Annotated in this window: 11 protein-coding genes; all 11 read right to left on the bottom strand. The window is 42.1% G+C overall.

All coding sequences use genetic code 11. From position 1 onward, the window contains the following. Positions 1 to 131 precede the first annotated feature (131 nt). Positions 132 to 911 (bottom strand): GTP-sensing pleiotropic transcriptional regulator CodY, encoded by a 780-nt coding sequence (gene codY / locus ACKA06_RS03400; RefSeq protein WP_058298409.1) that lies wholly within the window; start codon positions 909 to 911, stop codon positions 132 to 134. A gap of 106 nt (positions 912 to 1,017) precedes the next feature. Next, on the bottom strand, positions 1,018 to 2,433 hold the full coding sequence (gene hslU, locus ACKA06_RS03395; protein WP_032088844.1) for an HslU--HslV peptidase ATPase subunit: 1,416 nt from the start codon (positions 2,431 to 2,433) through the stop codon (positions 1,018 to 1,020). Positions 2,434 to 2,479: 46 nt separating this feature from the next. Further along, positions 2,480 to 3,025, bottom strand: a complete 546-nt coding sequence (hslV, locus tag ACKA06_RS03390) for an ATP-dependent protease subunit HslV (protein WP_058298408.1) — start codon at positions 3,023 to 3,025, stop codon at positions 2,480 to 2,482. A gap of 16 nt (positions 3,026 to 3,041) precedes the next feature. Further along, positions 3,042 to 3,941 (bottom strand): tyrosine recombinase XerC, encoded by a 900-nt coding sequence (gene xerC, locus ACKA06_RS03385; RefSeq protein ID WP_214874016.1) that lies wholly within the window; start codon positions 3,939 to 3,941, stop codon positions 3,042 to 3,044. A 419-nt stretch (positions 3,942 to 4,360) separates the two neighbouring features. Beyond that, the gene (topA, locus tag ACKA06_RS03380; RefSeq protein WP_032088847.1) at positions 4,361 to 6,436 is read right to left on the bottom strand and encodes a type I DNA topoisomerase; all 2,076 of its coding nucleotides are present in this window, start codon (positions 6,434 to 6,436) and stop codon (positions 4,361 to 4,363) included. A 287-nt stretch (positions 6,437 to 6,723) separates the two neighbouring features. Then, positions 6,724 to 7,599, bottom strand: coding sequence for a DNA-processing protein DprA (gene dprA, locus ACKA06_RS03375; protein ID WP_214874015.1), 876 nt, complete (start codon positions 7,597 to 7,599; stop codon positions 6,724 to 6,726). A 79-nt stretch (positions 7,600 to 7,678) separates the two neighbouring features. Further along, positions 7,679 to 8,581: a succinate--CoA ligase subunit alpha gene (gene sucD, locus ACKA06_RS03370; RefSeq protein ID WP_032088849.1), complete on the bottom strand. Its 903-nt coding sequence runs from the start codon at positions 8,579 to 8,581 to the stop codon at positions 7,679 to 7,681. Positions 8,582 to 8,597: 16 nt separating this feature from the next. Further along, complete coding sequence (gene sucC / locus ACKA06_RS03365) at positions 8,598 to 9,758, bottom strand: ADP-forming succinate--CoA ligase subunit beta (protein ID WP_032088850.1); 1,161 nt, start codon at positions 9,756 to 9,758, stop codon at positions 8,598 to 8,600. 224 nt (positions 9,759 to 9,982) lie between these two features. Further along, entirely contained in the window at positions 9,983 to 10,264 is a 282-nt protein-coding gene (locus tag ACKA06_RS03360) for an EscU/YscU/HrcU family type III secretion system export apparatus switch protein (RefSeq protein ID WP_032088851.1), read from the bottom strand. Then, positions 10,261 to 12,072, bottom strand: a complete 1,812-nt coding sequence (locus ACKA06_RS03355; RefSeq protein WP_214874013.1) for a hypothetical protein — start codon at positions 12,070 to 12,072, stop codon at positions 10,261 to 10,263. The genes ACKA06_RS03360 and ACKA06_RS03355 overlap by 4 nt, the downstream gene beginning before the upstream one ends. 13 nt (positions 12,073 to 12,085) lie before the next feature. Beyond that, on the bottom strand, positions 12,086 to 12,859 hold the full coding sequence (locus ACKA06_RS03350; RefSeq protein ID WP_411159038.1) for a ribonuclease HII: 774 nt from the start codon (positions 12,857 to 12,859) through the stop codon (positions 12,086 to 12,088). Between the last annotated feature and the right edge of the window lie 56 nt (positions 12,860 to 12,915).

The following is a 12,915-nucleotide window of genomic DNA, read 5'->3' as shown; positions in this document are numbered from 1 at the left end:
GAAAATTTTAGCACCATTGAGGAATTTTTTTATATTATGCTAAACATCTGAACACCCAGGCTTATTCTTTTCCATAAATAAAAAAATCCGTCATTCCATGAAAGGAATAACGGATTTTTTATCACTAATCATTAATTTGTACGAAGTTTTTCTAGTTCGAGCAGGAATTTATTGTTAAGGACTTTGATGTATGTCCCTTTCATGCCCAATGAACGGGATTCGATTACTCCGGCACTTTCAAGTTTACGAAGGGCATTTACGATGACCGAACGGGTGATACCCACTCTGTCAGCAATTTTAGAAGCTACCAATAAGCCTTCGTTTCCATTCAGTTCTTCAAAGATATGTTCAATCGCTTCCAGCTCACTATACGACAGGGAACTGATAGCCATTTGAACGACCGCTTTGCTTCTAGCTTCCACTTCAATTTCTTCTGCTTTCTCACGGAGAATTTCCATACCTACAACTGTTGCTCCGTATTCGCCAAGAATCAAATCATCATCTTCAAAGCTTGCCTGCAGCCTTGCAAGGATCAGGGTCCCGAGACGCTCTCCTCCGCCGATAATCGGTACGATTGTAGTTAAACCGTTTTTGAATAGCTCTCTGTTTTCAACCGGGAAGGCAGTATATTCACTTTCAACATCAAGGTTTGGAGATGTTTCCTGTATATTGAAAAGATTTTGAGTATATTCTTCAGGGAATTGACGGTCTTCAAGCATCTGCTTCATTCTTTCGTTTTCTATCTGCTGGTTGATTGCAAATCCAAGTAGTTTTCCGCGGCGGCTTACCACAAATACATTTGCTTCGATTACACCGCTGAGGGTCTCTGACATTTCTTTAAAGTTAACCGGTTTGCCGGCAGCCTTTTGAAGCATGGCATTGATTGTTCTTGTTTTTCCTAATAAGTTCATTTTCATTTCCTCCTAGTACAACTGAATTGTATCTATTGTTTTATTTATAAGTTTTACTTCATTCGCTAATCTTTTTTTCTATACCCATATCATCGATAATAAAAACTTAAAGGATGAACTGGCTTAAATCCTTATCTTTTGAAATGGCGCCCAATTTATCATCCACATACTGAGGAGTGATTTTAATTGTCTCCAACGTAATTTCAGGTGCTTCAAAGGATAAATCTTCAAGCAGTTTTTCCATAATGGTATGAAGTCGGCGAGCACCGATATTATCTGTATTTTGGTTCACTTCGAAGGCTATTTCTGCCAGCCTACGAATAGCATCGTCAGAAAATTCAATTTGTATACCTTCTGTTTCCATTAAAGCAATATATTGCTTGATGATGGCATTATCAGGTTCAATTAGAATCCGTACAAAATCTTCTGTCGACAGTTTCTTAAGTTCCACCCGGATCGGAAAACGCCCTTGCAATTCCGGAATCAGGTCTGAAGGTTTAGACATGTGGAAGGCCCCCGCACCGATGAAAAGCATGTAATCGGTTTTGACCGAACCGTATTTAGTCACGACCGTCGACCCCTCTACGATCGGCAGGATATCACGCTGAACACCTTCCCTCGATACATCAGCCGATGACTGGCCAGACCCTTTGCTTGCAATTTTATCAATCTCATCAATGAAGATGATACCGGACTGCTCAGCCCTGATGAGGGCATCCTGAGTAACTTCATCCATATCGATCAGCTTCTGAGCTTCTTCATTAATAAGGACTGTCCTCGCTTCCTTAACCTTAAGCTTCTTCTTTTTCTTTTTCTTGGGCATGAAGCTGCTCAAGGCATCCTGCATGTTCATGCCCATTTGTTCCATGCCCGAACCTTGAAGCATGTCAAACATGGAAGCTTGCTGTTCTTCCACTTCAACGGAGATGAACTCCTCCTCCAGCTCGCCGTTTTTCAGCTTTTGTTCTGCCCTTCTTCTTTGCTCCCTCAAAGACAACTCTTCCTGCTTTTCCTGATCTTCATCGGAAGGCTGGCCGTTTCCGTTGCCTCCAAAAATCATTTCAAAAGGGTTTTTGTAGGAAGACGACTTCCTCTTTGAAGGGACAAGCAGTTCAACAAGGCGGATTTCAGCGTTTTCAGCAGCACGCTCGCGCACTCCTGCCATCTTCTCCTCTTTAACAAGCCTTACAGCCGTTTCTACAAGGTCCCTTACCATCGATTCCACGTCACGGCCTACATAGCCGACTTCAGTGAATTTTGTTGCTTCAACCTTCACAAAAGGGGCACGTACCAATTTAGCAATCCTTCTTGCTATCTCCGTTTTACCTACCCCTGTGGGGCCAAGCATGAGGATGTTTTTCGGAATTACTTCATCTTTAATGTTTTCTGTCAGAAGACTTCTTCTGTAACGGTTCCTTAGCGCGACCGCCACAGCTCTCTTCGCATCTTTTTGCCCTACAATATATTGATCTAATTTTTCAACGATCTGTCTTGGGGTCAATTGCTCAGCATTATTTTTCAAATGACACACTCCTAACTTTTCTATCGTGTGAAAAAATTTTTTTGAGCTATTCCAACACTTCTACAATGATTTGTTCATTGGTATAAACACATATATCAGCTGCGATCTGCAGTGATGCTTTCGCAATTTCCCTTGCAGACAGGTGCTCTCCAGAATACTGCTTCAATGCACGTCCGGCTGATAATGCATAATTCCCGCCTGAACCAATCGCTAAGATCCCATCATCCGGCTCAATGACTTCTCCTGTTCCGGATACAAGAAGCAAATGTTTTTCATCCATGACAATCAGCATTGCTTCAAGCTTTCTCAATACTTTGTCACTGCGCCACTCCTTTGCAAGCTCTACAGCAGCACGCTGCAGGTTGCCGTTGAATTCATGGAGTTTCCCTTCAAACTTCTCAGACAATGTAAAAGCATCCGCAACCGAGCCGGCAAAGCCGGCCAGCACTTTCCCATTGAACAGTTTGCGCACTTTTTTTGCAGTATGTTTCATCACGACTGCATTTCCGAATGTCACCTGGCCGTCTCCGGACATGGCACACTCGCCTTTATGCTGTACAGCAAAGATAGTGGTTGCGTGGAATTGTTCCATTGTATGACCTCCAATTTTAAGCACGCGGATGATGTGCCAGATATGTTTTTCTTAACTGATCTTTCGTCACATGCGTGTAGACCTGGGTTGCAGATAGATCAGCATGCCCCAAAAGTTCCTGCACAGACCTGAGGTCCGCGCCATTATTCAATAAATGAGTAGCAAAGGTGTGTCTTAATTTATGCGGAGTGATTTTGCCTTTTAAGGATGCATTTTCAATGATCTTATTCAGGATAAGCCGGATTCCCCTTGAAGTAAGGGCCCCGCCCCGCTGATTGACAAATACGGCTGAATGAATTTGATCTTTCATAAGCGATGGCCGTGATTGGTTTATGTATGCAGTCAATGCATCTTGAGCAAAGCTACCGAAAGGGACATACCTTTCTTTATTCCCTTTCCCTTTTACAAGGATCGTGGATAATGCCAGATCTATATCCTTCATCTGAAGATTCGCACATTCACTCACACGGATCCCGGTTCCGTATAAAAGTTCAAAGAGTGCTTTGTTGCGGAGATCCAATAACGATTCTCCGTTACAAGCCTCCAGCAGGACCTGTATTTCTTCCTCGTAAAAGAATCTTGGGAGCCGCTTTTCCTTTTTGGGAAGATTGACAAAAGAAAAAGGGTTTGTTTCAAGCATTTCTTCACGATTAAGAAATCGGTAAAAACTTCTGAGGCTCGATATTTTTTTTGAAATGGAGGCTCTCATCAGCTTTCGTTCATGAAGGACGGTTAAGAAGAGCCTCGCATCTGAATATTCCACATCTTTCAGGGAATGAAGACCCTGTTCTTTCATAAATACGTAGAACTCCTCTATATCATGACGATATTGTTCAAAAGTATAGGTGGAATATTGCTTTTCTATTTGTAAATATTCAATAAAAGACTGTAATTGTTCAGATAAAGTATTTGACATATAGTGAACACCTCACAAGGGCTACTAAATAGTAACACAACCTTGCTGCCCATGCAATTAATTTTACATTTTTTTCACAAAGTTCTGAATTGTTTCCGACACCCTCGGGTAAACCGCTCTCCTGCGCATTCCCATAATTTCATCATATCCAATTTGAATTGTATAACAACATAAATGGTTTAAAAACTTAAAAGCATTCTGTCATTTTACTTGCTGTAACTCCCTCACTGAAATAGGGAATAAAGATCAAGGAATGCCTTTTGTATAATTTCTACAAAAATGATAATTCATTTACAACATAATCAAAACAGAAAAGAACTGACCCGGCAGGCAATTGAATGATTGCCTTTTGGGACAGTCCCTCGTTACATTGTATAAGTACCGCAGGAAAGAAGCAATCTTTTTTGCTGACTTCCTTCTTATTTTTGCGGTTCTTCCTTGTAATCGCAGTTTGTACACTGTATCTGATTACCTTTTTTAAGCTTCTTCTCAACAAGCAGTTCAGAGCATTTCGGACATTTTCTTTCGATCGGTTTATCCCATGAAAGGAAATCACATTCCGGATATTGATCACATCCGTAAAAAATCCGTTTCTTTTTGCTTTTTCTTTCTATTATATTTCCTTTCTCACACTTAGGGCATTTAACGCCTATTTCTTTCACGATCGGCTTTGTGTTCCGACAGTCTGGGAAATTGCTGCATGCCATGAACTTTCCATACCGGCCCATCTTGAAGACCATGGGATGTCCGCACTGCTCGCAGTCTTCGCCTGCAGGCTCATCACGGATCTCGATTTTTTCCATTTCATTTTCAGCAATGACCAAGTGTTTCTCGAAATCCCTATAGAATTCATCAATGATTCTTTCCCATTTCACTTTTCCATCTTCAATATCATCCAAGCTTCTTTCCATGTTGGCAGTGAATTCCACATCAATGATTTCCGGGAAGAACTCTCTTACAAGTTCTAAAACAATTTCTCCAAGTTCGGTTGGAACAAACCTTTTATTATCAAGGGAGACATATCCCCTTCTTTGGATTGTATCAAGTGTAGGCGCGTAAGTGGACGGGCGGCCTATTCCCAGTTCTTCAAGCGTCTTGACAAGCCTTGCCTCCGTATACCTTGGAGGTGGTTGAGTGAAGTGCTGTTTAGGATCGATTAATTCACTCTTCACTTTATCGTTTTCTTTCAGCTCTGGCAGTAGATTATCTTTTTCTTCCTTTTGGTCGTCAGAGCCTTCTACATATACCTTCATGAATCCCGGGAATTTCACTTTTGAGCCGTTTGCCCTGAAATAGACTGGTCCATTCACCAGGTCTACACTCATGGTGTCCATGATGGCGGGTGCCATCTGGCTGGCAACAAAACGTTCCCATATCAGTTTATACAAGCGGTATTGGTCTCTTGAAAGGAACTCTTTTACCGAACCGGGGTCCCTCAATGTGCTTGTAGGACGGATTGCTTCATGTGCGTCCTGCGCTTTTTGCTGTTTCTTTTCTTTTCTTTCCGATTGTCTTACAAAATCCGCACCATATTTCGAGGTGATGAATTCGTTTGCTTCTTTTTGAGCCACTTCTGAAGTTCGCGTAGAATCGGTTCGCATATAAGTGATCAAACCGGCTGTACCTTCTTTGCCCAGCGCAATACCTTCATATAACTGCTGCGCAAGCATCATCGTTTTCTTGGCACGGAAGTTCAATTTCCTTGCCGCTTCCTGCTGGAGTGAGGAAGTTGTAAAAGGAGGCGCTGGATTACGCTTTCTTTCTTTTTTCGTCACCTTGTTCACTTCAAAGGATTTCCCTTTTACTTGTGCAAGCACTGACTTCACTTCTTCTTCCGTCTTCAAGTCCACTTTTTTTCCATCAATCCCATAGAAGGATGCCTGGAATGTTTCTTTGTCTTTTTTAAATTCTGCTTCGATGGACCAATATTCTTCCGGCTCGAAATTTTTGATTTCGTTTTCGCGGTCTATGATCAGCCTCACTGCAACAGATTGAACCCTGCCGGCACTCAGTCCCTTCTTTACCTTCTTCCAAAGCAAGGGACTGATGTTATATCCGACCAGCCTGTCTAGTATTCTTCGAGCCTGCTGAGCATCGACAAGATCCATATTGATCGGGCGGGGATGCTTAAATGACTCTTTTATCGCATCTTTTGTGATTTCATTGAAAACTACCCGGCACTGTGAGTCCGTGTCCATATCCAGACTGTGGGCGAGATGCCAGGCAATCGCTTCCCCTTCTCTATCGGGGTCGGCCGCCAGAAAAATCTTTTTTGCTTTTTTAGCGGCTGTTTTCAGTTCTTTCAACACAGGGCCTTTCCCGCGTATCGTTATATACTTAGGTTCGAATTCTTTTTCGACATCTACACCCATTTGACTCTTGGGTAAATCTCTTACGTGTCCCATGGAGGCACGTACTTTATATTTTTTTCCTAAATAACGTTCAATCGTTTTCGCCTTTGCCGGCGATTCCACTATTACTAAATAATCTGCCATCCAATATGCCTCCTTGAAGAGGAAAATAATTCACTGTCTATTTTTAAACCTGTATAAAAACACCGGCGTAAACGGTTTCACATTCTTCTATACAGTACCCATTCAGTGCGGAGCCGCTGCTCCAGTAAACTTCTTAAGTTCTCTTCTATTGTTTTCGATACCTGTTGCAAAATGTATAACAGTTTACAAAGAATTGCAACCTTTTTGTATAAATTAATGCGTTAATTTCTCTATTTGATGGAAAAACAGCAACTTTATTACATGATTGTATATAAATTTCTGTAACTTTATACATCGAGCTCGAAAAAAATGTCTTCTATTGATAATACCATCTTTGCTCCTTCTTTTATCAAGGCATTTGTCCCTTCTGAGAGCTTTTGGTTAACTGAACCCGGAATGCACAGGATTTCCCTGCCCTCATTCAAAGCATAATCAGCTGTAATAAACGTACCGCTCTTTTTTTGTGCTTCAGTCACCAAAATTGCACGGGAAAGGCCGCTTATGATTCTGTTTCTAAATGGGAAATGCCATTTTTGCGGTTTCGTTTCAGGAGGGTATTCAGAAATGAGGAGTTGCTGCTTCATCATGTACTCGGCAAGCTTGTTGTTTTCACTGGGGTATATGTGGTGGAATCCACCTGCAATGACCCCTATGGTATGACCGCCTGAGCGGATTGCTGTTTTATGTGCAATCGTGTCAGCACCCCTGGCAAGGCCGCTGACAATCACGATATTTTTTCTTGCCAGCCCCGGCATCATAGTCCTGAGATTATCTTCAGTATAGGAGGTGGCCTGCCTTGACCCTACCACAGCAAGCTTATTGGGGAATTTCAGGAGTTCCCTTCTGCCTTTAATAAAAAGAACAAAAGGAGGGTCATAAACATTTTTTAATAATTCGGGGTAATCTTCGTCATAAATTGATAACCAATGGATATCGTTATTCTGGTAGTATTCTTCATAATGATCAATCTGGAAATTGTGAAAATCGCTATGGAATAATTCAGTATTAGGGGCTGTGGAGCCTGATAAGCGCTTGATGGTGGAAGAGGATAAACTGTAGATCATCAACGGGTCGGATATTTGCGAAAGCAGTCGTTTTGTTCCTTTGATTCCAAGACCCCTGCAGTGCTGCATATGAAATAGTAAACGTGTGATTTCCTTCATTAAAAACCTCCTGCTGATTAGTTGATTCAAAATAGGAATAAGAGGCTGAAAGCTAAGGGCCCAGCCTCTTATATGAAAATTAATGTGTTTTACACTTTTCGAAAATTCCTTCTTCTTTAAGGACCTTGATTAATGTTTCTCCCATGTCTGAAGGGGTAGGAGCAACTTGAATACCGCATTCATTCATTACGCGGATCTTTTCATCAGCTGTTCCTTTTCCGCCTGAAATGATGGCACCTGCATGTCCCATACGCTTTCCAGGAGGCGCAGTGCGTCCACCGATGAATCCTACAACAGGCTTAGTCATATTGGCTTTGATCCATTCAGCTGCTTCTTCCTCGGCTGTTCCTCCGATTTCACCGATCATGATGACAGCATAGGTATCTTCGTCCTCATTGAATGCTTTTAAAACATCAATGAAGTCAGTGCCGTTAACCGGGTCTCCCCCGATACCGACAGCAGTTGACTGACCGATGCCAGCCTGTGAAAGCTGATGAACTGCTTCATACGTCAAAGTGCCGGAACGTGAAACAACTCCCACATGTCCTTTTGTATGAATGTATCCTGGCATAATACCAATCTTACATTCTTCAGGAGTAATGACTCCAGGACAGTTCGGTCCTACAAGACGAGTTTTCTTTCCTTCCATATAACGCTTTACCTTGACCATATCCAGTACCGGGATATGTTCTGTTATACAAATTGCCAAATCAAGTTCAGCATCAACAGCTTCCATGATTGCATCTGCTGCAAATGGAGCTGGAACATAGATGACCGAAGCATTGACGCCGGTAGCTTTCTTAGCTTCTTCCACAGTATTGAAGACAGGTACGCCCTCAACCTCGGTTCCGCCTTTACCAGGTGTAACACCCGCTACGATTTGTGTACCGTATTCAAGCATTTGCTTTGTATGGAATAGAGCTGTTGAACCAGTGATTCCCTGTACAACAACCTTTGTATCCTTGTTAATAAATACGCTCATTTTTCCCCCGCCTTTCTTAGCCTACTTGCTCAACGATTTTTTGTGCGCCGTCTGCCATTGATTCAGCTGCAATAATATTCAATCCGGACTTATTAAGGATTTCTTTACCAAGGTCCACATTTGTACCTTCAAGTCTTACAACCAATGGTACTTCAAGTCCGATTTGCTTAGCTGCTTCAACAACACCAGTGGCAATGACGTCACATTTCATGATTCCGCCAAAGATATTGACAAAGATCCCTTTCACATTTTCATCTGAAAGGATGATTTTGAATGCTTCCGTTACTTTCTCAGCAGTTGCACCGCCCCCAACATCAAGGAAGTTAGCCGGATCTCCGCCATAATGCTTGACGATATCCATCGTTGCCATTGCAAGACCTGCTCCATTTACCATGCAGCCGATGTTTCCATCGAGAGAAATATAACTTAAGTCGTATTTAGAAGCTTCGATTTCTTTTGCATCCTCTTCTTCAAGGTCACGTAATTCCATGACATCCTTTTGACGGTATAATGCGTTTGAATCGAAGTTGAATTTCGCATCAAGAGCCATTACATTTCCATCGCCTGTAACGACCAATGGGTTGATTTCAACAATTGAAGCATCCTTTTGGATATAAACGTTGTAAAGTCCAAGCATGAACTTAGCCGCTTTGTTGACAAGTTCTTTTGGGATATTGATGTTGAATGCGATACGGCGTGCCTGGAAACCAGTCAGCCCGACCACCGGGTCAATATACTCCTTGAAGATTTTTTCTGGAGTAGCTGCCGCCACCTCTTCGATTTCCGTTCCGCCTTCCTCGGATGCCATCAGGACAACCTGTGAAGTCGCTCGGTCCAAAACCAGGCCGACATAGTATTCTTTCTTGATGTCACAGCCCTCTTCGATAAGTAAGCGCTTTACTTCCTTACCTTCCGGGCCTGTCTGATGAGTGACCAAAGTCTTTCCAATTAACTCTTCTGCATATGTACGCACTTCGTCAAGGCTCTTAGCGATTTTGACACCGCCAGCTTTTCCGCGACCTCCTGCGTGGATTTGTGCTTTTACTACATAAACGCTGGAATTAAGCGTTTTAGCCGCTTCTACTGCTTCTTCAGCAGTGAAAGCCACTTTACCATTTGGTACGGACACCCCGTAATTTCTGAGGATTTCTTTACCTTGATATTCATGGATATTCATTTTCCATCCTCCTATCAAACTCTTCAAAAAATAGACTGCGCTTTCATTGTATAAAATGACAGATTATCTGTCTACCATTATGCTAAAAATATTATATTAATTTAAAAATTCTGAACAGAGATTGCACTTTTTCACAATATTTACCGGGTTAATTAGTTAATTTTTGCAGCATTTTATTATACTTGTAAAGTTATTTTTCGCCCTTTTTTCACTATTTCCAATTATCAGGTTTTTCTTTTCCCGATTTCTTTATCCAATTTATATACAAAAGCAAATACCTCGGCTACAGCCCCATAAAGCTCTTCAGGTATCGATTCGCCGACATCGATCTTGCCCAACAATGCTAACAGGCTTTCATCTTCCTGAATAGCAACACCGTTTTCAGCAGCCTTCAAAATGATATTCTCGGCAATGATCCCTTTCCCTTTGGCCAACACTCTCGGCGCTGACTCCGAGGATTGATCATAGCCGAGTGCGACTGCTTCTTTTCTTGGAAATGATGTCATATTTTCATATCAACTCCCGAATAAGTGATTGCCTGCATCTCGTGTATTCTTTTTTGGGATATGGAGTCCTGGTCATTCACTTTCTTGAATTTCACTGAAGTAAGTTGATAATCCATCGGTTGAAGGGATTCCTTAAGGACTGGAATATATGATTGGGCTAAATCGTTCATTCCTTCATTTTCATTCCAGATTGTCAGGGAAATGATTCTATTTTGAACGTTCATATCAACAAGCGTTTCATTTAAATTTCCTAAATGAAGATAGAACAGAATTCGGCAGTGGTCACTGTCTATCCTGCCTTTTTCCTTCTCCCTGCCCGTCCACTGTACAGTAATATCTGTCTGCCGACCGAATAAATAGAGCGGGAACTGCTGGATGATATTCAATACGGATGACTGCTCCCATGACACCAATGCAGGATGATTCAATTTATGGACAAGCTTTTCTGCAAGCTCCCGTACTTCCGGGACAGGGTTCTGAATGATCAGCCTGATCAGTTTCTCTTTAAGAGGTTGAAAATCAGCATCCGGCTGACTATGGAGCTGTGATTCAAAATTCAAACCGAGAGTCTGAATCATCCTTTTTAAGACCTGCCCCAGCTCTTTACCTTTCAGGGTGGACATCATTCCTTCTTCAATACCTGCATTCAGCATGTTGAATATCTTTCCTTCATTCGAAAGAGAGGGACTCATCTCCCATTTTAAAAGCATAGCAGAATAATTCTTTTCCAGAAGCTGCTTATCTGAACCTTTCATCAAATCCACTAAATTTCCGATAATCCTTTCCATTGCACCTTCTTTTGAGAGTGCGGGTGAATGCCTGTGGATGGTGTTCAACGCTAGATCTACCATGGCCTTATTTGCCTTGCCTCCCCTGCCGGATTCCTTGGTTAATGCAGAAATCACCCCATCAATATCATGCTGCAGGGCACCATTCAGCGGGTGAGAAAGCAGATCCCTCATGCTGCCGATTAAATCTAGAATCTGTTTGGGAGTTGCTCCGTTTTTCTGAATGGAGGATGAAAGAGCAAGGCTCAACTCTGATTCCATATTCTGGAATCTTGTACCCTTGGGCAGGATACCTAGGGATTGTAATAATTCATAACTCGCATGCCTTACGGAAAAGGGTTCAGACTGATTCAAAGCATTCACCATTGCTTTAACCGTCATTTGCTTGGAAAAGTATGATCCCAGTGGGTTCTGGATCCTTTTAATCAGCTCCAGAGTATCATGAGCGCCTCCCAAGGCTGACAGACGTTCTTTCAGTCTGTTCAGGAGCCCGCTGATTGTTTCCTGACCCTTTCCTGCCTCAAGGGATAACAACACCTTATCTGACAATGGCAGACGGGCTTTCAGCATATGCATCAATACTGGAAGCCTTATATTCGCGTTTTCCCCATTTACTTTTTCAGATATAAACTTCATCAATTCACCTGTGATCGGAATGTCGTTGTCAATCAATTTGCTGACTGAATCCAGAAGTGTTTTGTCAGATGTCTGATAATGAAATTGACGGATCAACGCTTGCGCCGCTTCCATACTATCTTTCATTCCTGAAATTCGTTGAATCACATTCAGGCTCAACACATCCTCGGTCTGTTGTACTCTCATCCAGTACTCCCTGCCTGCCTCTAGAGGTGCATCGAGCTTCGCGATGAATTTCCGTCCTGCTGCCGACACCTCCGCCATCCCTTCACCAAGGAGCTTCCCTACAGTAACATGAAGGATTCTTCCGTTTTGAAGAGCAAACGGTCCGCTGGTCATTTTGGATGAAGCTTGAGAATTGTATGCGCCTTGAATATCATTCATTTTCATTACTCCCTCACCCTTTTAGTTCATAATCTTTAACAGGAGCAAAACTCCTTCTGTGTATCGGTGTGATTCCTTTTAAACGAAGTCCTTCTAAATGCTCTCTCGTCCCATAACCTGCATTTTGTTCAAACCCATAGCCTGGGTATTGCGCGGCGTATTCTTTCATCAGATTGTCACGTGTGACTTTGGCAATGACCGAAGCTGCGGCGATTGAAATGCTTTTAGAATCACCTTTGATGATCGATTCCTGCGGGTATGGCGTCTGAAGTTTCATCGCATCGATTAAAAGATAATCAGGATTGCAATCAAGATTTGAAATGGCAAGAAGCATTGCTTTCTTAGTCGCCTCATAAATATTAATTGTATCGATTTCCCCTGGCTCAATCATTCCGATTCCAATGGAATGAGCTTTTTCCTGTATGATTTGGAAATACTCGTCCCGTTTTGATACAGACAGCTTTTTACTGTCATTCAGACCTGGCAGATAAAACTCGCCGGGCAATATAACCGCAGCGGCAACCACAGGCCCTGCCAACGGGCCCCTGCCGACTTCATCTATACCGGCAATCAACGAAAAACCTTCATTAAAAAGCTTTTTTTCAAATAAAGTCAGCTTTACAAACTCTTCTTTTTCTTTTTTCAGCTTTTGGAGTTTGCGTTTGCGGCTTTCTAAAATTTTTTGTACACCTTTTCTATTATCACTATGTAATTGCTCAAATAGTGGGTCATTTGAAGATATATTTTCCACTAGCGACTTGATTTCATTTATTGTCATACTGTTGATATCCAATTAGGTCGTTCTCCTTTTCTTATTATCGGAAATGATTCAATAAAATAAAG

Origin of the sequence: Rossellomorea oryzaecorticis (assembly GCF_045897515.1) — a bacterium.
GTDB classification, from domain to species: domain Bacteria; phylum Bacillota; class Bacilli; order Bacillales; family Bacillaceae_B; genus Rossellomorea; species Rossellomorea enclensis.
This window is presented reverse-complemented; position numbering and strand designations above follow the sequence as displayed.

What these genes read in the sequence shown, in the direction of transcription:
- codY (WP_058298409.1), bottom strand. Translation starts at nt 911, where the DNA reads ATGAACTTATTAGGAAAAACAAGAACAATCAATGCCATGCTTCAAAAG.
- sucD (WP_032088849.1), bottom strand. Translation starts at nt 8,581, where the DNA reads ATGAGCGTATTTATTAACAAGGATACAAAGGTTGTTGTACAGGGAATC.
- sucC (WP_032088850.1), bottom strand. Translation starts at nt 9,758, where the DNA reads ATGAATATCCATGAATATCAAGGTAAAGAAATCCTCAGAAATTACGGG.
- ACKA06_RS03355 (WP_214874013.1), bottom strand. Translation starts at nt 12,072, where the DNA reads ATGAATGATATTCAAGGCGCATACAATTCTCAAGCTTCATCCAAAATG.
- topA (WP_032088847.1), bottom strand. Translation starts at nt 6,436, where the DNA reads ATGGCAGATTATTTAGTAATAGTGGAATCGCCGGCAAAGGCGAAAACG.
- ACKA06_RS03360 (WP_032088851.1), bottom strand. Translation starts at nt 10,264, where the DNA reads ATGACATCATTTCCAAGAAAAGAAGCAGTCGCACTCGGCTATGATCAA.
- hslV (WP_058298408.1), bottom strand. Translation starts at nt 3,025, where the DNA reads ATGGAACAATTCCACGCAACCACTATCTTTGCTGTACAGCATAAAGGC.
- xerC (WP_214874016.1), bottom strand. Translation starts at nt 3,941, where the DNA reads ATGTCAAATACTTTATCTGAACAATTACAGTCTTTTATTGAATATTTA.
- dprA (WP_214874015.1), bottom strand. Translation starts at nt 7,599, where the DNA reads ATGAAGGAAATCACACGTTTACTATTTCATATGCAGCACTGCAGGGGT.